20 protein-coding genes are annotated in these 22414 nt (G+C 34.2%); 1 reads left to right on the top strand and 19 read right to left on the bottom strand.

Annotation, left to right across the window (positions count from 1 at the left end; all coding sequences use genetic code 11):
* Positions 1-194 precede the first annotated feature (194 nt).
* Complete coding sequence (locus tag BX659_RS16985; protein ID WP_181186457.1) at positions 195-950, bottom strand: outer membrane beta-barrel protein; 756 nt, start codon at positions 948-950, stop codon at positions 195-197.
* Between the two features lie 354 nt (positions 951-1304).
* On the opposite strand from BX659_RS16985, the gene BX659_RS16980 reads away from it, so the two are divergent.
* Positions 1305-3251: a choice-of-anchor I family protein gene (locus tag BX659_RS16980; protein WP_097019166.1), complete on the top strand. Its 1947-nt coding sequence runs from the start codon at positions 1305-1307 to the stop codon at positions 3249-3251.
* Positions 3252-3388: 137 nt separating this feature from the next.
* Here BX659_RS16980 and BX659_RS16975 read toward each other — a convergent pair whose 3' ends face one another.
* The 18 genes from BX659_RS16975 to BX659_RS16895 all read right to left on the bottom strand — a co-directional run bounded on the left by BX659_RS16975 (position 3389) and on the right by BX659_RS16895 (position 21526).
* Positions 3389-4357: a 5-oxoprolinase subunit C family protein gene (locus tag BX659_RS16975; protein WP_097019165.1), complete on the bottom strand. Its 969-nt coding sequence runs from the start codon at positions 4355-4357 to the stop codon at positions 3389-3391.
* Positions 4345-5052 (bottom strand): 5-oxoprolinase subunit PxpB, encoded by a 708-nt coding sequence (pxpB, locus tag BX659_RS16970; protein WP_097019164.1) that lies wholly within the window; start codon positions 5050-5052, stop codon positions 4345-4347. The genes BX659_RS16975 and pxpB overlap by 13 nt, the downstream gene beginning before the upstream one ends.
* 15 nt (positions 5053-5067) lie before the next feature.
* Positions 5068-5826, bottom strand: a complete 759-nt coding sequence (locus BX659_RS16965; RefSeq protein ID WP_097019163.1) for a LamB/YcsF family protein — start codon at positions 5824-5826, stop codon at positions 5068-5070.
* 123 nt (positions 5827-5949) lie between these two features.
* Positions 5950-6090, bottom strand: coding sequence for a hypothetical protein (locus BX659_RS19165; protein ID WP_172431984.1), 141 nt, complete (start codon positions 6088-6090; stop codon positions 5950-5952).
* A gap of 452 nt (positions 6091-6542) precedes the next feature.
* Positions 6543-8393, bottom strand: coding sequence for a ferrous iron transport protein B (feoB, locus tag BX659_RS16960; RefSeq protein ID WP_097019162.1), 1851 nt, complete (start codon positions 8391-8393; stop codon positions 6543-6545).
* Positions 8394-8591: 198 nt separating this feature from the next.
* Complete coding sequence (locus BX659_RS16955; protein ID WP_097019161.1) at positions 8592-8804, bottom strand: FeoA family protein; 213 nt, start codon at positions 8802-8804, stop codon at positions 8592-8594.
* Between the two features lie 359 nt (positions 8805-9163).
* Positions 9164-10753, bottom strand: a complete 1590-nt coding sequence (locus BX659_RS16950) for a methyl-accepting chemotaxis protein (protein WP_097019160.1) — start codon at positions 10751-10753, stop codon at positions 9164-9166.
* Between the two features lie 199 nt (positions 10754-10952).
* Positions 10953-11633 (bottom strand): FMN-binding protein, encoded by a 681-nt coding sequence (locus BX659_RS16945; RefSeq protein WP_097019159.1) that lies wholly within the window; start codon positions 11631-11633, stop codon positions 10953-10955.
* Positions 11634-11738: 105 nt separating this feature from the next.
* Positions 11739-12398 carry an ABC transporter ATP-binding protein gene (locus tag BX659_RS16940; protein WP_097019158.1) on the bottom strand — a complete coding sequence of 220 codons (660 nt, stop codon included), beginning with the start codon at positions 12396-12398 and terminating at the stop codon, positions 11739-11741.
* 92 nt (positions 12399-12490) lie between these two features.
* Positions 12491-13654 (bottom strand): ABC transporter permease, encoded by a 1164-nt coding sequence (locus tag BX659_RS16935; protein WP_097019157.1) that lies wholly within the window; start codon positions 13652-13654, stop codon positions 12491-12493.
* 13 nt (positions 13655-13667) lie between these two features.
* A complete protein-coding gene (locus BX659_RS16930; RefSeq protein WP_097019156.1) occupies positions 13668-14960 on the bottom strand; it encodes an ABC transporter permease in 1293 nt (430 codons plus the stop codon).
* Between the two features lie 12 nt (positions 14961-14972).
* Positions 14973-16256: a DUF2318 domain-containing protein gene (locus tag BX659_RS16925; protein ID WP_172431983.1), complete on the bottom strand. Its 1284-nt coding sequence runs from the start codon at positions 16254-16256 to the stop codon at positions 14973-14975.
* Positions 16257-16332: 76 nt separating this feature from the next.
* Complete coding sequence (locus BX659_RS16920) at positions 16333-16875, bottom strand: iron transporter (RefSeq protein WP_097019154.1); 543 nt, start codon at positions 16873-16875, stop codon at positions 16333-16335.
* Between the two features lie 34 nt (positions 16876-16909).
* On the bottom strand, positions 16910-18115 hold the full coding sequence (locus BX659_RS16915; protein ID WP_097019153.1) for an FTR1 family iron permease: 1206 nt from the start codon (positions 18113-18115) through the stop codon (positions 16910-16912).
* A 234-nt stretch (positions 18116-18349) separates the two neighbouring features.
* A complete protein-coding gene (locus tag BX659_RS16910; RefSeq protein WP_097019152.1) occupies positions 18350-18631 on the bottom strand; it encodes a DUF2325 domain-containing protein in 282 nt (93 codons plus the stop codon).
* Positions 18632-19007: 376 nt separating this feature from the next.
* Positions 19008-19163: a FeoB-associated Cys-rich membrane protein gene (locus BX659_RS16905; protein ID WP_097019151.1), complete on the bottom strand. Its 156-nt coding sequence runs from the start codon at positions 19161-19163 to the stop codon at positions 19008-19010.
* Between the two features lie 11 nt (positions 19164-19174).
* Positions 19175-21175, bottom strand: coding sequence for a ferrous iron transport protein B (feoB, locus tag BX659_RS16900; protein WP_097019194.1), 2001 nt, complete (start codon positions 21173-21175; stop codon positions 19175-19177).
* 78 nt (positions 21176-21253) lie between these two features.
* Positions 21254-21526: a FeoA family protein gene (locus BX659_RS16895; RefSeq protein ID WP_258176156.1), complete on the bottom strand. Its 273-nt coding sequence runs from the start codon at positions 21524-21526 to the stop codon at positions 21254-21256.
* Between the last annotated feature and the right edge of the window lie 888 nt (positions 21527-22414).

The following is a 22414-nucleotide window of genomic DNA, read 5'->3' as shown; positions in this document are numbered from 1 at the left end:
TCATTGATAGATTATCATCTCCATTAATTGTTAGATTATACCTTGTTAAGTTAAATTTTACATAATTAAATTTTAGACTATAGCCTATTGCGACGTTTTGGGTGTTAGGTGGGTAGGTGGTTGGCTGACTATACTTTTAATAGCAAAATACCTTATGTATAAAAAAAGTAGTGACTATTAATAGTCACTACTTCTTAAAATCTAGTTTCAACGCCTATAAATACACCTTGAGTCAGACGGTCAATATCTGTGATATTATAGCTATCGAGGATATTGTTACTGTCTTGAGTATCTAGGTTCACACTAAAAGCTTTATTTTTAAGATTCTCTTGTTTGATTCTATAGCCAACTTTAGCAGTTAAATCTTCTGCTAAGGCAAAGGTCAATCCAGTTTCTAAAGAATAATTACTATTGATTTCATAGTCAGTTAAGCTATTACCTTCAAACTCACTGTTATCCTCTAATAATGGTGAAGATACAGTATAATCACCAGCTAAACCATACTCCCCATCTATAAAGAATCCAATTCTATCAGTTAAATCCCTTTCTAGACCAAATAATAGGTTTGCACTCTTGTTTTCAATAGTGAATAATTCTTGGTTAAAGAAGTCAGTTTTAAAGTTGGAGTAAATACCCCCAACACCAACATAAAGCTTAGTATCTGGGATAATATTAAAGTCCTTCTTTAAAGCTAAACCGATATTTTGAAAATCTGAATCGATATAATTATTATATCCACCAAAGGAATAATCAGCTTCTAAAGCCAGCTCATCAGTAAATCTAAAGGAACCACGCACCTGCTTTGCTTCCATATTCTGCTCTAGGTTGTCATTATACTTATAATTTAACTTCATATAATCAAACCCCATACCGATTTGGTCATTAGCAAAGACTGTTGCAGTATTTAATACTATGACTAAGGCTACGACTATTACTGCGATTCTTTTCATCATTTCCCTCCTCCTATGTAGGTTTTCTTCCCTGTTCACTATTAATTTTACCGTAAATGATTCTCAAATTAAAGAAGTAAATATTAGTAATAAACTGGATAATTTAATAACAATATAGATACTTAAATTATTATTAAATACCAAGCTGATTAAGGTTTATCACCTTAACTTTAACCTTTTCTTAATAAAGTCTTAATAAGTCCTTAACCTAAATTTGGAATAATATAAAATAGAGTCTTCTATATAAGCTTATAAAATTTAGAGGATTTATCAACTTTATGAGGGGAGACTACCTACAATAAAATTTAGAATAGTTGATAGAGACTAAAAATCAATAAGAAGGAGTGTTGAATTATGAAGATTAATTGCAAAAAATTATTAATGATATCATTAATAATTTTAGGTCTAATCACATTAGTAGGATGTAGTGATAACGATGATAGTACTGATAGCAGCAGCTATTCAGTCTCTGGTGAGATTATCGATTCTGAAGATACTGGAGTAGAAGGTGTTATCTTGAATTTCAGCAATGCTGATGGTACTGCTAAAACCAATCAAAATGGACAATGGAGTAAGTCAGGTCTTAAAGATAATAATTTAATAACACCTGCTAAAGATAACTATTGGTTTAATCCTGAAAGTAGAACAGTATCCAAAGAGTCAGGTGATATTAATTTTATAGCCAATAAAGAGCCTGATTTAAATAACCTTACACCTAACCCTAAACAGGCTACTTTTACAGGTGTTACTACTGAAAATGAAGATAGTATTTTAATCCATCCCAATGCAGCCTCTGCTGCAAAATGTTATGAACCTGAATACATAGCTATCTCTGCTGATTCTAAGACTGCTTGGGTTACTTTACAGGAGAATAATGCAGTAGCAGTCGTTGATATTGAAAGTCAAGAGATAATCAAAGTTGTAGGCTTAGGATTTAAAGATCATGGTCAAGCTGGAAATGGACTTGATGCCAGTCATAAAGATGAGCAGATCAATATTACAACTTACCAAAATCTATATGGAATCTATCAACCTGATTCAATCGCCTATTTTAATATTGATGGAGTAGATTATATCTTTACAGCCAATGAAGGAGAAGACTTATGGGTTGGTGATACTGATGATGAATTAGATGCAGAGGATGTAGCTATGGACTCAAGTGTAACAAACGCAAGTGATTTTTCCGATAAAGAGAAGGTAGGTAAGCTAGGCATCTATAAATATCTTGGAGACGATGATAATGACGGCAACCATGAAAATTTATATGCCTTTGGTGCTAGATCATTCTCAATCTGGGATAAAGATGCAGAGCAAGTATATGATAGTGGAGATCAAATTGAACAGAAAGTTGCAGAATATGTTGACAATGATTATACGAAGTTTAACCTAGATAACAATGATGAAGAGATGAAAGCTGAAAAAGAAAGTGATAACAGTGGTCCTTCGCCTGAAGGTATCGATGTAGGAAGGGTTGGAACTAAAGTTTTTGCCTTTATTGGTCTTGAAAAGATCGGGGGAGTTATGGTTTATGATGTAAGCAACCCACACTCTCCAGCCTATATGAGCTATAATAATGATACCAGAGATCTGGAAGCAACTGAAACTCAGATGAAAAATAATAATGCTGGCGATTTAGGACCTGAAGGAATCAAATTCGTATCAGCAAATCACTCTCCAATAGATAAACCCCTTTTATTGGTCTCCTACGAAATCTCTGGGACTGTAGTTATTTTTGAAGTAAATACAGATGGTACTTTAGATTTAAGTGGTAGATATACTACAGGCTCAGAGTTTGATGAAGGTGGAGCAGAGATAGTAAATTATGATTATAAGACTCAAAAGTTACTTTTAGTCAATGGGGATAAAAAATCATTAGATATTGTAGATATCTCAAATTTAACCGCAGGAAGTGTGGACAATTATACAGAAAATGATGATTCAAGAATTAGAATCAGTGACCTCGCAGATCAATTGAATGGATTTAGTGCAGATGATGTAACCTGTGTTGCTGTTCATCCTGCTGGAGGATTAGCTGCTATCGCTGTTCCTGCAGAAAATCCAGCCACTAATAGAGGTAAAGTATTGTTCTTTGATACTGAAAATGAAAAACTGATTACAGATATTGAAGTAGGCTATCTACCTGATATGCTAACCTTTACTCCCGATGGCAGCAAAGTATTGGTAGCTAATGAAGGAGAGCCTGAATATCAAGAGGTTGATGGTGAAGAGGTAAGTGGATACTATAATCAAACTCCAGCTAATGATCCTGAAGGTTCAATTTCAATTATTAGCTTATATTAAGACTTTATTTGCCCCTTATCTAAGAATCTTATAAATATATATTATTTAGAAGAACATTTCCAACAGGAAGTGTTCTTCTCCTTTTAAATATATTGTATTGATAAAAGAGTGGTAATTCAAAAATTATAATCCTACCTTCAATTATAAATAAGATAAATTTTATTAATCATCTGCTCTAACTCCCTAATCATAGCCTCCCTTTGATGATAAAAGCTCTGGGCTTCTTTAATATCTATCATAGAAAAGGAAATCTCCTCACTAGGCTTCATCTGGGCCAAAGTAGCTATATCAACTGAAATCACATTAGCAATCTTAGTATAACCACCAGTAGTCTGATGATCAACCATCATTATTATCGGTTGTCCATCACCAGGTATTTGAATTGCTCCAAGTGATATCCCTTCAGAGATTATATCTGAAGATTGCTGATGAGAAATTCTAGCTCCTTCCAACCTATAGCCCATTCTATCTGATTGAGTTGAAATCAGATATTTACTATTAAAGAACTTATCGATCTCACTTTGAGAGAAACGATTAAACTGGGGACCTTTGACTACTCTAATTTGAGATTTATCCTTATATTCAGGAAGATACTCAGTGGGTACTTTAATAATTCCAGAAAAATCTCCTTTATTAGTATCTACTATCTTTAAAGAATCACCAGACTTTAAGCTTCTTCCCAGATAGCCACCTAGTTGACCTCGCAAATAAGTAGAAGAACTCCCCATTACCTCTTCAACCTCTATTCCCCCTGAAACTGACAAATAAGCTCTACACCCCTGTTGAGCTCCTTTAAAGGTCAATCTATCTCCAGAATTAATCTTTACTGAAGACCATGAATAGATTCTCTTACCGTTTATTTCAGCACCCAATTCACCACCAGTAATTGCAATCCGAAAGCTATCCTCAAAAATAATTTCTGGACCTAAAAGTGTAAGCTCTAAAGCTGGAGCACTTCGTTCATTGCCTACTAATAAATTAGCAATTTGAAAGGCATAGGAGTCCATTGCTCCTGCTACTGGCATCCCATAACGTTGATATCCATAGCGCCCTTGGTCTTGGACAGTGGTCAATAGACCTGGCTTATTAACTATCAAACTCCCCATTTGAAACCTCCTTTCTTCTCAATCCATTCAAATTTTTCTGGTCTAATTGGTATGAATCTAAGATAGGCTCCTGCCTCTAATAAAAAGGGAACTTTCCGGTGAGGATCAAATAATTTTATAGGAGTCCTAGCTATTATCTGCCAGCCTCCAGGACTACTGATTGGATAAATTCCAGTCTGCTGCTCAGCAATCCCTATGCTTCCAGCAGGAACCTTCTTTCTAGGCTTCTTCAACCTTGGTGTAGCAATCTTCTTTGACATTCCACCTAAATAAGGAAAGCCTGGCGTAAATCCCAACATATAAATCAAATAATCCCTACTACTATGTATCTTGATTACTTCTTCAGTACTCAAATTATTATACTTAGCTACTGCTTCTAAATCTGGACCATATTCTCCACCATACATAACTGGGATTTCAATTATTTTAGTAGAAGGTGTAGAGAAAGTATCCATTCTATCTTCTAATTCTTTTAATTTAGCTACTAAATCATCATAATCCATAGTCAATGGGTCATAAACTATCATTAGCTTAGTATAGCTAGGGATATACTCTATTACACCTGCTATTGCTTCTTTTTCTAACAGGTGTAGCATTACCTGAATCTCTTGATTAATCTCTTTTTTTATCTCATCTCCAAATTTGACGAGTATTGAGTTATCACTGGCAGGAAAATACTCTAACTGCTCTCTCATAAAATCAACTCCCTTCTATAAAAATGGTGCTACTTCTATATCATTCTCATCTAAAGTCTGATTAATCTGCTCCACTAAAGCTAACGCAGCTTCAGTATCTCCATGAACACAGATAGTATCTGCCTTAATTTCAATTTCTTCACCTGTAATTGTTTCAACCTTATTCTCTACTATCATCTTTAAGACCCGCTTAGCTATTACATTACCATCTTCAATTACTGCTCCCACTTCTCTTCTAGAAAGTAGCTTCCCATCGCTGGTATAAGCCCTATCTGCAAAGACCTCATTAGCTGTTCTTAAACCTACATCCTCAGCAGCTTTAATTAGCTCAGAATTGGCCAATCCTACTAGAACCAACTCACTGTTAAGGTTATAAATAGCCTCTGCTATAGCCCTAGCCAAATTATAATCACTAGCTGCCATATTATATAAGGCACCATGTGGCTTAACATGCTGTAACTTCCCACCTAAGGTCTTTACAAATCCATCTAAGGCAGCAACTTGATAAATTAGATAGGCTCGTACTTCCTCTAAACTAACCTCCATCCTTCTTCTCCCAAAGCCCATTAAGTCAGGTAGTCCTGGATGGGCTCCAATTGCTACTCCTTCCTCTAAAGCAAATTTGACCGTCTTTTCCATCACCACTGGGTCGCCAGCATGAAAGCCACAGGCAATATTAGCTGAACTGATTCTTTTAATAACTTCATAATCATTTCCACAACTATATCTACCATAGGATTCTCCTAAATCACTATTTAAATCAACCTTTCTCATCTCACATCTCCCTTTTCAAGCTCTATTAACTGCTATTATATCTTTAGCAGTTAAAGATTTCAATTTTTATCTACTTTAAGCTATTAAAAATATAAAAGGATTTAGACCTAGGTCTAAATCCTTTTATATTCCACATCCATCACACTCAGAACACTTCTTCAATAATATCTTAAAACATCTTGGACAACGAATTACCGATTTATCCTTGACTTCATACCCACATTCCGAGCAGACTCTTATCTTTTTATCTGTATTACATTTCACTTTTTGATCACCTCTTATTTTAGAATTTAAATATGTCGGTATATAATGATAATGCGACACTTTTGAATTTACAATTAAAAAGATTTTAGGGTTTTTAAGCCGAAAAAAATTTCTGTTTGAACGAAGCAAAAATTGAGCTAGGATTTAGAGTATCATGAAATTTTGATTTAGAGAGTCTAATAAGTGATAATACTCATTATTTTGATTGCTGAGTGAGTTGAATTTTTTCTAGACTTTTTGGTGACTTTTGCGGCAATGGCAAAAAACACTCGGGAAAAAAGCTGATAAGCTTTCCCGAAAAATATTTTAATAATTTTACTCACTTTTTAAAGTGAAAAATGTAGCTATACACTCATTAATTCTCACTTATAAACCTATATTAATAAAAAAAGTGTGAGCACTGAGCTAACTCTAAGTAGTCTACTCACACCCACACTCTCACTTACACTCTATTAAAATAACGACAATATTTTAGCTACAATACCACCTGTCACAAAGGCTGTAATCCAGCTACCAAACCAGATATAAATACTCTCTTTCCAGCTTCTCTCTTTAATCATAATCAACATTGCTGCAATACATGGTACAAATAATGTAATTGTAATCAAAGCTACTGTAGTCTGAGCCGGTGTCATTGCCAAGTCAGTTAAGCCAGCTGCACCAAAGTCACGACGAACAATTCCCATAATAAATGCTGTAGCAGTTTCTTTAGGTAGCTCTAACCATCCTACAGTTATTGGTGCTACTGCATTTTGAATAGCCTCTAAAATTCCAAAATCTTGCATTAAAGTAATTGCTACTGCACCAACTGCAAAAATAGGTCCTGCCTCTTTAATGAACGATTTGGACTTAATAAAGGTCTTTTGCATAACATTACTCAATCTTGGCAGACGAAGTGGTGGTAAATCGATCAATAAATCTGTAGATTCACCAGGTAATATCTTGTTTAAGAAGGTTCCTGCTAGCACATAAACTGCAAAGATAGCTGCCACATAGACAATAAAGAACTTAGCACCTAATGGAGCAATCAATCCTGCAATAACCCCTAGCTGTGCAGAACAAGGAATTGCTAATCCTAATAAGAAGACTGCAATAATCCGCTCACGCTTAGAACCTAACAATCTAGTGGTAATGGTAGCCATAGTTACACAACCAAAGCCTAATAACATCGGGATTACCGCTCTACCATTCAATCCTAAAGATGTCAACATTCTATCAACTAAAGCTGCAATCCTTGGCAAATATCCCGAATCCTCTAAGATAGCCAAGAAGAAATAAAAACCAACAACTAGTGGAAGTAATAAACCAAAGGTATAAGTAATAGCCATCGTCAATAGTCCAAACTCTCCCACCAACAACTGACTGGTCAATGAACCAGGCTCAACTATATTATGGATAACTCCTCTAATAAAAGGCTCATAAGTATTAATAAAGATAGTCTCTTCTGTAATTCCAACAATTGTTTGAGCAATAAATACTCCAACAAACTGATATAAGGCATATAGAGCCAATAATAACATCGGAATTCCTGTTATTGGTCTTAGCATCAATCTCCCTATAGTGGTTCTCAAACTCGTTCCTTCATTTGTTTCAGTAACTACCTTATCAACAATCTCATTTACTCGCTCACGACGGTCTCTATAGATAGTCTCTCTATACTCCAAAGGTTCAGTACTATACTTTTCTGCTACATGTGGATCCCCCTCTAAGATCAATAGTGACTCTGATCTACTAGCCCCTTTAAACTTCACATCTTCTAGCTCATCTTCTAACTTTAAGCTACTATTTCCTACCTTAGCAGTCCAGACAGCCTCTTTTACTTCACTTAATCCATCACCTCTAATGGCAGTCGTTGGAATCACTGGTACTCCTAGCTTTTGGCTTAAAGTATCAACATTTATCTCCAACCCACTCTTTTGAGCCTCATCCATCATATTCAAGGCTACCAATACTGGGATACCCATATCGATAATCTGTTGAGTTAAGAACAGATCCCGTTCTAAATGAACTGCATCAACGATATTTACTACTACATCTGCTGAAGCAATTACATCTCTAGCTACAATCTCTTCATCATTAAAGGAAGATACTCCATAAACACCTGGGGTATCGATAACTACATCATCCTTATACTTTCCAGAACTAATATCCAAAGTAGTCCCTGGATAATTAGATACATCGACATAAATTCCCGTAAAAGAATTAAAGAAGATCGATTTTCCTACATTCGGATTTCCTGCTAATACGATCTTTTTGGCACCTTCTGGTATATCGATCTGGTGGCTTATATTACAACAATCCATTATATAGCTTCCTCCCGTTACTTAACAATTATTTTTATATTTACGACTTACTATTAAATTTAAAATCAACTCTGGGTTCTTTGAACCCTTCGTGTTACAGAAATAAAATTTCTACTCTTTAAAGAAAATTTTATAATTACGAAAAGTTTTTTTAAACTCGTAGGTGAAAATGACCAAAATAAATGTCATTTTTATTCTCTACTTTACTCTAATCTTTTGTGCTAACCTTCTTCCAACTGCAATCTCTTGTAAATTTCTCTTTAAGATCACTGGACCTCCTGGTATTTTCTCTGCACAAACTACACTAGAACCTTCCGAAATTCCAAATCTCATTGCTTGAGCTCTAATCATCTCATCAGGAATCAAATCAATTTGGAACTTATCTCCACGTTTAACATCAGCTAAAGTCATCTTAATATCCCCCTTTTAATTAAATACTTATTCTTAATATATTGATAACTAAAATAAAAATCATTATCATGTGTTCAAATTAAAGTACCTCTAAAGGTACTACATAACCATTATACTACTGCTACAGAGTAGTTAATATGAGAATAATCACAAAGCAGAATAAAAATCATTCTCATTTGTACTAATAATATTATAATAAATCCTATTCTAGAAGTCAATGATTATCATTAATAACATTTTATTGAAAATAAAATTCATTCTCAGTGACTCTTGGGAATATATGTCGATTCCCATATTATTAAACTATTACTCTGACCATAAATTATGCATTGATCTATTCTTTAATTTAGGATAATAATCTATACTTCAAATTTTTCTATTAAACTCTGTAATTTTTGAGCCATAATAGCTAAATTCTCTGATGATGTTGTAACTTCAGCTGACATATTGCTTACCTCTTGAGAAATATTCACTATATCATCACTATTTTCAGATAAAGTCTGTGTAGAAGCTGCTGTCTGTTCTAAATGAACCACAGTCTCTTCACTAGCTTCTTGAATCTCTTTAAATACCTCTCCTGCCTTTTGAGCAACAGTTTCTCCCTTTTCTACCTTACTCTCAACTCTTTTAATAGCTTCTAAACCAATAGCTGATTTATCTTGAGTCTCTTTCACTAATTTAGCTATATCCTCTGTCGCCTGTGAAGTCTCTTCTGCTAACTCTCTAATCTCTTCAGCTACCACAGCAAAGCCCTGTCCATTCTCTCCTGCCCTAGCTGCTTCAATTGCAGCATTTAAAGCTAATAAGTTTGTCTGTTTAGCTATATTAGTAATTAGTCCAACTATTTGGGCAATTTCCCTAGAGTTATTATCTAATTTACTGATTGCCTTGACAGTCTCCCTAACTTCTTGACTAATCTCCTGTAAGCTACTTACTGTCTTTTTAATATCCTTATTACCTACTTCAGTCTTAACACTAGACTCTTCTGCAAAGCTAGTAACCTCTTCAGTGCTAGCTGCAATCTCTTGAATACTGGCAGACATTTGCTCAATTAATTGATTGTTAGAATCAATAGTAGCATCACCCTCTTGTGCAGAAGCATGCAATTCTTCACTATATGTAGATAAGCTCTTAACTATCTCCAATAACTCCCTTATCATCTCTTTTAAGTTATTATACATATTATTCAGAGAATCAGCCAATTCTCCCACTTCATCCTTAGATTTAATATGTAACTCTTTTAGATTTAAATTCTTATGAGCAATCTGGTCTGCAAATTCTACCGCCTTTGCCAAAGGAGCAGTAATATTTTTACTAGTAAATAAGGCAAGAACTGTAGCAATAACTATTGCTGAAATAATTAAGATCATTATTGTTAAGTCAATAGATTTCTTTCTCTGTTGAACTAAAAGCATATTTTTTGTGGTCTCTTTATTTAAAAAATCTTGATATTCTTTGAATAAACCCTGTAGTTGAGTTAGATATTTACTAGTCTTATTCTTATAAATTTCTATTGCAACTTTATTAGCATCAGAGGTAGCCGTAGAGAGCACATCATATTGATCGGTTATTTCTGAAGCTGAGTGATGTAGATTGCTATGAGCCTCTTCTATCTTTGCCAATATCTCTTTAATTTCTCGAGGAAGCTTTTGATAATCATCAGATTCCATAAAGCTATAATACCATTTTCCAAAACTACACTCAGTATGATCTAACTCACCTTCAAACTCCTTACCAAAAATAAAAACATTCTTCAACTCAGCAACCCATTCTAGATGATCAATTTCTTTCTCTTTAATAAACATAAGTCCTTCTGTTAATTTATCATTTTCACTAGTAATCTCCCTTATTTCCTGAGATAAATAAAAATAACTTGACCCCATTATAACCATTAGAGTTATTACTATCCCAAAACTGATTAATAATTTATTTCTAATCTTTAGTTTCATTGATATCACTCCTTTTACTAAAATTCTAATTTTATTTATCCATATTAGATACTATTACTAATTATACCTGAAGGAATAATTTCCTTGTATAATTGCTAAGATTAACTTAAATTTAACATTCTAAATATATATTATTATTAATAGCAATAATTTTTTATTATAAAAAAAGTAATCCGATATATCGGATTACTTCAAAGTTTTATAGGTCTAATCCTGCCTGCTCTAATGCTTGCTTTAAAGCAGCATTATAGGCATCAGTACTAACAGTAGCACCAGAGACTATATCTATATCTGTAGATTGTTGTTGAACTGCTACCTTAGGAAAATCATTATATAACTTTTTAGCAGGATAGTAGGGATATCTAAAACCCTTATCTCCTGCTAATTCTTCTTTTTTCTCATCATGAGCCGGAATAATCTCTACCTTTTTAATCATCTTTTTATCAACTGCCACCTCTAATAAGACATAGCCATGATCCTCATAATCCTTGGCAATCCCATAATATAAGTTCTCATTATACCCTCCAGAAGCTATGGCTAAAGCTATATTTGTAGCCTCTCTATATTGATTATAGCTCTTTGTTGCTCCAGAGATTAGATCAACCTCTGTAGATTGCTTAGCTATCACCTCTTGAGGAAATTGTCTAAAGAATTTTATTGCCTCTTTACTAGGATAATTCTCGCCTTTTATAGGATTGATAATCTCCACTTGATCAATTCTCCCTTGGGCTATCGTTACTTCGATAACTACATCACCATGCTTATCTGGGACATAGCCGATATAGCTACCATCACGATAGTTACTAGCCGCTACTAATGGACTACTCATCAATCCTAATACTAAGGCTAAAATCAAAAATATATTTGATAATCTCTTCATTTTAATAACCTCCTTTACAAGTAAGTATGAGTCTAAAACTAAGCCTAAGTAAAACACTTATCTTAATACCTTAACTTACTTATACTTATACTTAATCTTAAGCTATTACTTATTACTCTCCAACTTCTTCCCATGCTCTAAAATAATCTGTCTTTGTGCCAACTGACCAACTTTAGGATCATGGGTTACCATCAAGATACTGTGTCCTTGCCTATGTAGCTCCTCAAATAAATCTACTACTATCTGTTCATTCTCTTTATCTAGATTACCAGTAGGTTCATCGGCTAAAATCAGTTTAGGATAGTTAATCAATGCTCTAGCAATACAGACTCTTTGTTGCTCCCCTCCAGATAACTCTTTAGGAAGGTGATTTGCCCGATGCCCTAAACCTACTCGCTCTAAAGCCTTTAATGCTTCCTCTTCATCAGCCATACTATGATAATATTGAGCTACCATTACATTCTCTACAGCAGTCAGATAAGGGACTAAATGAAATTGTTGAAAGACCAATCCAATCTTCTCTCTTCTAACTTTTGTAAGCTCTTTCTTATTCAGCTTAGAGATATCAATTCCATCTATCTTAACTACTCCCTTACTAGGAGTATCCATACAGCCAATCAGATTTAACATAGTACTCTTTCCAGAACCAGAAGGTCCCATAATAGAGACCCATTCACCATGCTTTATCTCTAAACTCACATCGTCTAATGCCCGTACATCACCATCATAAATCTTTGATACATTCTCTAATGTAATTAAACCCATCTTTAACACCTCACTATTTATAAATATAATTTGGAGTTAGGAAATAGATGGTTAGGGGTTAGTAAAACCTAACTACCTAACTATCTAACTACCTATTCACCTTTCAATGTAACTGCTGGATCAATATCTACCACTCTACTTACTGGTAAAGTAGATGCTATACAGGAGACTACAATCGATAAGATAAAGGAAGAGGTCATCACCATACTCCTAAAGGAGATAGCTGAGTCAAAGACACTCTTACCAATCAACTGTGCTCCTACAAATCCTAAACCATAACCTACTAAACCACCGATTCCACCTAAGATAATCGCTTCTGTCAGAAATTCGATGATTACATCCTGATTCTCAGCACCTAAAGCCTTCTTTAAGGCAATCTCCTCTTTACGTTCAGCTACTATTGTCATCATCGTTGTCGATACACACAATAAAGTAGAGAGTAAGATTACCATTACTACTAAATACATTAATGATTTAATCTTATCTAAGACCTTACCTTCAGAACTAGCAATCTTTTGAATGGTCTCTAGCTCTACCCCAGATAACTTCTGATTTATCTTAGCTGCCTTCTCTTTTAAATCTTCCCCTTTGCTTATTACACTAAGGTATGCTGTATTAAGCTGTCCTTCTTTAGCCAATAATCTTTCAACTACCCCTAGATTCAAGAAGATACGATTATCTGCATCATCACCAGTCTCTACTATAGCAGTTACTAAAAACTCTTCACTGCCCCAAGTGTTCTCTGTAGCCAGCTTCAGCTTATCACCGATATCATAGCCCAACTTCTCAGCCACATCTCGTCCAATTACTACTTCATCCTTTATATCATGATTTATAGATAGTTCACCTTCAATCTGCCAATAGGGATTGATCTTATCAATTTGATCAAACCAAGTTCCTACCAAAACAACAGGCTTGTTGCTTTTAAAGACAGAAACCTGTGATTCTACCTCAGCTATCCCGTAGAGATTAGGGCGATAACCGACTAGCTCTTCTTGACTAAACTCTGCAATCACTCTCTCTAATTCATTTAAAGAAAGGTTTTGAGCTTGATCTGAATTAGGTTTTAAAGCCAGATTTGCTCCATAAGTCCTCAGTTCTTTACTCATCTTGATATTGATATCATAATAAACACTAAATAGAGCTGAGATTACTCCAATTCCAACCACTATAGCAAAAAATACAATAGCAACCCTTGATTTTCTCTCTTTTAATGCTTGAGATATCATTCTCAAGAACATCTTCCACTTTTTCATAAGATCACTTCCTCTAACCGTGTAATACTTCAGCAGGTTCTAATTTTAGTGCAATCCTCAATGGAGAAATACTACCACACAAGGCTACTACACTTGCCAATAATAAAATAAAGGGCATTACTATCAATTTAACAGCAATAGCCATCCCAAAGACCTGTTGACCAATCAATCCTGCAAAGCCTATACCTAACAAATAGCCTAATCCGCCACCAACAATACCAACCACTACAATCTCAATCACAAATAATGCTATCACTGCAAAATCACTAGCACCAATCGCCTTCAATAATCCAATCTCCTTCTTACGTTCTAGCACCTTAGTAGTCATAATACTAGAAATACCCAGTCCAGAACTAATTAGTGCAGCTATAGTTACTAATAACATTAATAGCTGAATCTTATTTAATACCTTCCCTTCAGACTCTGAAATCTGGCGAACCTGCTTGGCTACGACTCCAGGGATTGCCTCTTCTATCTGGAAGGTTATAGAACTAACATAAGCTGTACAATACCAAGTCTCAAACTCTTCAGCACTCAAGGCCTCTGGGTCTGCTTGAGCCTTTCTTGCTAGATCATTGACTGGTGTAGTCAAGGCACTAACCTCTATCTTATCTACCTTATCCTCTAACCCAATTACTTCCTGTAAAAAATCTAAGGGTAAATAAATCTGCCGTTCTGCCTCATCACCACTATCGATAATTCCAGCAACTTTGACTCCACTGTTAACTATCTCTGCTCCATTAGCAAAGTCTAGATTAATAGTGTCACCTACCTGTAAATCAAACTTATTAGCTAATTTTTCACCAATCATTGCTTGATTCTTATTCTGACCATCTTTAATCCAACTTCCATCTATCTTCCACCAAGATTTAATCTCCTTGACTCCAAACCTGAACTTCTCTCCTGTAGGTATCCTAATCTCGTCATCAAACCAAGTACCTATTACCGGTATCTGTTCTCCATCAACCCTTGCACTAGCCTTTAGATATGGGGCTAAGTTTACTATATTGTGGCGCCAAAAGATTACCTTTATTGCCGCAACATCCTCCTCAGCAATATAATCCTTATCAACTCCATGGGCATTGAAATCAACACCATCAATTTCTACTGGCAAAGACTCTGATTCTGGAACTACAACTATATTGGAACCATAAGATTTCAACTCTTGATTCATCTTATCACCAACATCCAAGGATACACTCAACATCGCTGTAGCCAAGGATGCTCCAAAGGTTATAGCTAAAATAGCCAATAATTTAGATTTAATCCCTCTAGTAAAAGAACTTTTTAACATTCTGATTAACATAATTTACACCTCCTACTTTGCAAAGAAATCCTCTCTTTCTAATAAATCTTCAAGCTTAATTCTAATACTATCATGATCAACTCCATAAGGTAGCGGAATCGGATTACATCCTCCTGGGAAGTTGATTGTCATCTTATTCATCACTACATCACAGCGCTTACAGACCACCTCATCATCACGTTGATAATATCCTGCCACTCCACAGATTTCACAGGCATCATAGACTACACCATAAGCATCATCTGTCTTCTTGATTAAGAAGAATTTAATTAATGTACCCCTTTCTGTCTGATAAGAATAACGGTGTATCTCTCCATCCTCTAAATCTGCTTTAGAAATTATAAATTGACCATCCTCTAGCTGAATTGCTATAGCAGGAACGAGCTCTATCTCCTGATTAGCATAGATATAATTTACTCCTAGTAAGGCTATACATAATAATAATACCCCTATCCCAGTCTTAGCCCAAAAAACTTTATTCTTAAGCTCTGCTTTAATCTTTCGTGCTTCAGCAGAATTTAGCTCTTTAAGCTCTGGTAATCCTTCCTTCTTAAATAGGTTGATAAGTAATGAAATAACTATTACTCCTACTAAAATATAGAAAAATCTCTCGATATTATTATAAAATGGAGCCAATTTAGAAATCATCTTTGGAGTAGCTATAATAATACCCTTAACTATAAATCCATAAAATGCTAGAATACTTAAGCGTACTAAATTAATCAAATAAATTAAAACTATTAAATTACGACTACCTACTACTGTAAATTTCTTATGAGATTTAATCAAGGTAAAGGCAAAAGCTATACCTAAGATAATCCCTAAAACCCCACCAAAATACTGTAATAATAAAGCAGTATTAATCCCAGTTGTCAACATCTCACTCTCTGCCATCTTTTTTGGAAATAAGAATAATCTTGTTTCAAACTTTACTCCTAAGTATAAAGTAAATAAGAAGACCATAATCTCTGAGAATAAAGAACTCTCTATCTGTAATTTATCGCTGTTAGCAGAATTTCTTCTATATTTGTTACTTTGATAACAGACCCACCCAATCATCACTATAGTTAGCACAAATCCAGTAAAGGACAAGAAGATTTCAATCTCCTTAGCAATCCTAAGATGATTTAGTGAATAAACCAATAAAGCACTGAATAGCAAAGCTAAAGATAATCCACCATAACCATAATTAGCTAATCTCTTCCTCTCAATCTTATAGATAAAGCCAAATAATAATCCACTTAAAATTGCTAACTCTAAACTATCCCTTAGGGTCAAGACCAAAATTTCTAACATAATTAACACTCCCTTCATAAACGACTAAATCCCCAGGTTTAATTTCCAAAACCTGGGGCTAGTCTATTATAGTTGATTAAATGTTTCCTGTATAAGTGAAGTCCCACTCAACTTTGATAGGCTTCTTCCAGAATCTCTTATCTACACCTGTCTCTTTATCAACATGCTGTAAGAAATCTTGCTTAGCTGGTGAATGGATAATGTAAGTAAGTTTATAGTTACCAATCCCCATCATCTTAACATTAGCACCATAGTGAGGTCCATCACTAGCTACCATTGGCATGAAAGTACCTTCTTGTACTTCACCAGTCTCTACATTCTCTAATCTATAATCTACTGTCAAATATGGAACCCATGCTCCAAAAGGAATACCATATGGATTACCTAATAGTGCAGCGATATCTGCTTCGATATGAAGGTCAGATTTATTTACAGCCAAACCAGCCTTGTCACTTGGTTCCATCGGCACTGATTGGAAGTATACTGCTGCAATCTGCATATGATTAACTTCCTTTGCTTCTCCAATTGGATACTCTGTAAATGCATATGTATTAACTGCTACACTTGCTAATAAAGCCATTACCATCACAAAAGTCAACATAGATTTTCTTAATTTCATCTTAACCCCTCCAAAATTTTAATTTATAATTTATTTAAGCTACTTGCTCATTGCCCTTAAAGGAATAGATTAATCCAATAATTGCTGCTATAACTAATAGTACTTGCAAGCTTAAGGTCTGCCAGGTTGGATAAACTCCTAACCAAGTTATAGTTGGTAATCCATCAATTCTGGTCGCCCCTAGAATAGAAGCTTCTTGTAATTCTCTCATTCCCTGACCTGCAAATACAAAGGCAAGATAATAAAGCAATCCACTAGTTACTATGAAGAACGGTTTAAGTGGTAGCTTCATACTTCCTTTCTTCACTATCATATAGATAATTGCCAAAGCCACACAACCTACTAAGAATCCTAAGCCAATCATACCATAAGCACTCTTATCAGTCTTAGCAAATAATGCTTGGTAGAAGAGAACTGTCTCTGCCCCCTCACGATAAACTGCTAAAAATACTGCTGACCATAAAGCCCAACTGTTTCCTGTAGCTAAAGAGTCTTTAACCTTACCTTGGATATACTCTTCCCACTTCTTAGCCTCTACCTTACTGATTAACCAGAAACTAACTGAGAATAGTACTACCATTGCTAGTAACATCGTAATTCCTTCTAATAACTCTTGACCTAATCCACTAATATGGAACACATACTTGAATAAAAATGCTGTCAAAACGCTTGCTACTAAAGCCACGATTGTACTATTGTATACCGTCTTAGCCTTATCTTCATTACCAGACTTGATTAAATAGGCTAGGATAGCACTAATAACCAAGATTGCTTCAAAGCCTTCTCTGACAATAATCATAAAGGAGTAAATAAATTTAGCCAAAGGACTGTCATTTTCTCTAGGTGCCAGCTCATTTAAGCTTGTAGCATAGAGATCTAACTCTTTTAGTAGCATGTCTGCCAAGGCTTGCACCTCCTGTTGACTAGCTCCCTTATCCATCAACTTCTTAATCTGACTGAACATATACTCCACCTTGAAAGCATTCTGTCCACCTATGTAACGTTGAATTGCCTGCTCCATCTCTTCTCCTTCAAAAGGAATAAAGTAAGCATCGGTAATGCTCTTTTTAGCCCCTTCTACATCACCTTTTTTGTAAAGTTCAAGCCCTTTATTAATCCTAATTTCAATATCCTCTGTAACATCATGCCAAGTAGCTGCATAGGTATCAGCAGTGAAGTTCACTATTAATACAGATAGCATAAAGAAGATTAATAATAACCTGTTAAATCTATTATTCATTATCTTCCCCCTTTTCTTCAATATTGAATTTAATTTTGAAATTCATTATCAATACAAGATAAAAAAATATACTTTCCTTTAATCTTATTCAAGATGATCTGAGTTATGTATAATGAAACCCGTTATCAACATTTAACATTATAGTTAACTAATCTTATTTTGTCAAGGATTTAATTAAATTAGTTTATTTAACTAAATTTCAAAAATAGAGTTTTCCAATAAAAATTCTCGGTTTTAATTCAAAAAACCACAAGTATCTAACTTCTTATAGATACAAGACCACGATCGACGGCAGAACAAAACTGGCACGTTACAAGACTTAGCCTTACATTTAACATTCTCACAGAGATTATGGCTGATAAAATCGGTCATAACCAAGACCATATCTGCATCTGTACTCAATTGAAATTTATAAGAATTTCTACCAGTAACATGTTCTATCTCCTTAAAGCCTAATTTACTTAGTCTATCTGGGATATTCCCTAGCCTATCGCCTCCTACAATCACAATCGACATAAGACTCCTCCTCTCCTTGTTAAATGATATCGATTATCATTTATACTTATTATATCTTAACCTCTAGAGTCTTGGTGTGAGATATCTCACAAAGACCTTTAAAAAAATTATTCCCTTCAATTGTTAAAATAAGAATGATTCTCATTATATGTTATTATAATAAATCAACTATTTTTTGTCAAGAGCATAATTGAATTCTATATATTTTCTATAATTAATCTGTGTTGTAGTAGTATGAAAAGTAATACAATAGAGAGATTGCGAGATTATTTATATTAAGACTTAATTGCCAAAAAAATTATATTAATAAGAGGTGATTTCTAATTAGAAATCACCTCTTATTAACTAATCTATGTTATTCTTATTTGCAGCACCTTTAACTGCAACAATTATTATTATCTGACTTACTATTACCTGAACCACTGCAAGGACAACCTATACATTTGGCTCCTTTTTTCTTTTCAATAATAATTTTTACAATTGCAGCACATACTATCGCCAGTATAACTAAACTTACAATTAAATTTGTCATAGTTACACCTCCTAAGCACTTAAGGCTAGCTCAGCCTCTGCTTTTTTCTCACCTTTTTTCATGAGGTGTACAACATAGGCAATCATTGCTGCTACAACAATTAAGCCTGCTGCGAAACCATTACCTAAAGCACCTGTTGTGATAAGGGTTCCTAGTTGATAAGTAATGAAAGCAACAGTATAACCCATACCAAATTGAAAGGCAATACCACTCCATAGCCACTTCTTGTCCTCCATTTCAGAGTTCATTGCTCCAATAGCAGCAAAACATGGTGGAGTAAAGAGATTAAACATTAAATATGCTAAGGCAGCTACTGAAGTTAAGCCCATAACACTAGCAACATTTGATCCATCAGCTACTAATGCAAGTTCTTCCGTGTCAATAAAGTTAGTTATTCCGTATACAACTGCTAGTGTACCAACTACATTCTCTTTTGCTATAAAACCAGTAATTGCTGCTGCCGCTAATTGCCATGTTCCAAAACCTAATGGTACTAATAACAGAGCAAAGGGTGATGCAATACTTGCCAAAATACTTGTATTTTCTGCACCTTCAGCAACAACTTGGAATTGCCAGTTAAATGTTTGCATAATTTGAACTGCAGCATTACATAAAAGAATAATTGTACCAGCCTTGACTACAAATGCTTTACCTCTAGAAAGCATGGATATAGTGGCTCTTTTGATGCTTGGGAATCTATATTCAGGTAATTCCATAATAAAGAATGATCTGGCATGTTTCTCACCAGTGATTCTTTGTACAACTAGAGCTCCTAGAATGATAATTGCAATACCTACAAAGTACATTGTTGTTCCTACCCATGCTGCATCATTAAAGAATGCACCGGCAAATAATGCGATAACAGGTAATTTGGCTCCACATGGCATAAAAGGTGTTAACATAGCAGTTGTTCTTCTCTGTCGTTCATTTTTAATCGTTCTTGTTGCCATAACACCTGGAATAGCACACCCTGTACCAATAACCATAGGAATAATTGATTTCCCTGATAAACCAACCTTTTTAAAGAAACGATCCATAACAACAGCAACACGAGCCATATAACCACAATCCTCAAGTAATGCTAATAAGAAGAACAATATCATGATAAGTGGCAAGAAACCAACAACAGCTCCAACACCACCAATAATACCATCTAATAGTATTGAACTAAGAACTGGTGATACTCCTTCACCTAGTAAACCTTCTACACCAACATATAACATATCAATCCAGCCAACAAAGGTATCTGCCAACAGTGGTCCTAAATGGGTTTGGGAAATTGAGAAAACAGCCCACATAACTACTGCAAAAATAGGAATACCTAACCATTTATGAGCTAAAATTCTATCAGCAGCATCCTGCTTAGTCTGAATATTACTACTTACTTTCCTATCTTCTACCTTTGAAACGATTCCTTTTACAAACTCATATCGTTTTTTATCAGAAGCCTCAACTGATTTTTTATCTGTCATATCTACACCCGTACTATCAAAGGGTGCTCTTTGACCATTATCACTTACCTCACATGCTGTAGAGATAAGTTCTTCTAAACCATTATTACTTCCTTTCGTTGCTACTGTTTCAACTACAGGACATCCTAATTGCTTAGATAACTGCTTAATATCTATTGTTGTCCCTTTTTTCTTGGTTAAATCACTTTTATTTAAAGCAACTACAACTGGTATTCCTAGTTCTAAAAGCTGAGTTGTGAAAAATAAACTTCTACTTAAATTGGTTGCATCAACGATATTAATAATAACATCTGGATTTTCATTCTTTACAAAACCACTTGTAATATTCTCTTCAGAAGTGAATGGAGACATTGAGTATGCCCCTGGAAGATCTACTGCTGTAATTTGTACAGCTTGCTTGTTAAGGCTCTTCTTGATTTCTCCTTCTTTTTTCTCAATCGTAACACCTGCCCAGTTACCAACATGTGCAATTTCACCTGTTATTGCATTAAATAAAGTTGTTTTTCCACTATTGGGATTTCCCGTAAGCGCCACTTTAATACTTCTTTGATTACTCATTTATGCTTCCCTCCATATTTTTATCATTTATTAGCTTTAGCTAACTTTATTAATATAAAATCACACAATTATAGCTTCAGCTAAATCTTTATCAATGCTATATCTTGCATCCTTCACAGTAATAACATAATTCTCAGCAAGTACAGATATCACAGTCACAGCTTCTCCTTCGTAACAGCCTAGTGTAAATAAGAATTTCTTAAGTTCTTCATCATTAGTTTTAATATCTTTTATAGTATATTCTCTATTAATACTCGCCTTTGCTAGATTTGTCACCGAATCACCCAATTCTCCTGCCATATTTGAAACTTCATCCATAAATTTACTACTCATAATATTATCCAAATTTTACACCTCCAAAAGTGTATTAGTTTTCACTATTTATCTATATTAAATCAAAATTTACTTTTCCCATTAATTATGTAAAAGATATAATTATATCAATTTTTAATAAAGTTTAAAATCATTATCACTCACAAATATTACCTCTTAATATCAGATTCCAATCTACTTCTTCTGCTATGTTAAAAACTATAATTAATTCGATCGTGCTATAAACTCAATCGTCGATTTTGATAGTCGTTTTCATCAATAGCTAAAAAAATTTATGCTCCCAGCCCCCATAAATATAATTTGACCCTTTTATAAATGATATTCAATATCGTTCATTCTTATTACATACTTATTTTTCTATTTCCGATATAAACTTAAAACTTATTCACCTAGTTTCACGAGAACGATTATCATTATTTGTTATTATAGTATATCAAGTATTGATTGTCAATACTTTAATCTAATTGAGTTTTATATCTAATTTGGAAAATATAGTTTTCCGATATGATTTATTGGTATTAAATTTGATGAAGATTATATTAATTTTGAAAAGATATTCTAAAATAATATAGAATTATTTAAGAATACGGTATCTGCCCAGATAGAAAATAAATAGACATAAAAGGCAACCCAATCAAGGATTGCCTTTTTCCTTACTATAAGTAATTTTATTATTTTAAGTAATTTAATGGAGATTTATTCTAATTTTTTAAAGGATATATTCAGAAGATGGTTAATTGTTTAAAGGTAGTATTAACGACACCAACGTCGTTAATACCCCAGTATATAGAAGATTAACGACACTAGTGTCGTTAATACAAGAGTTATATTAAATGCTTCGCATAGAAAAGTACAAGAATGGGAATACTATTAAATCACTTGAACAAT

The organism is Orenia metallireducens (assembly GCF_003001995.1).
Taxonomy (GTDB): domain Bacteria; phylum Bacillota; class Halanaerobiia; order Halobacteroidales; family Halobacteroidaceae; genus Orenia; species Orenia metallireducens_B.
This window is presented reverse-complemented; position numbering and strand designations above follow the sequence as displayed.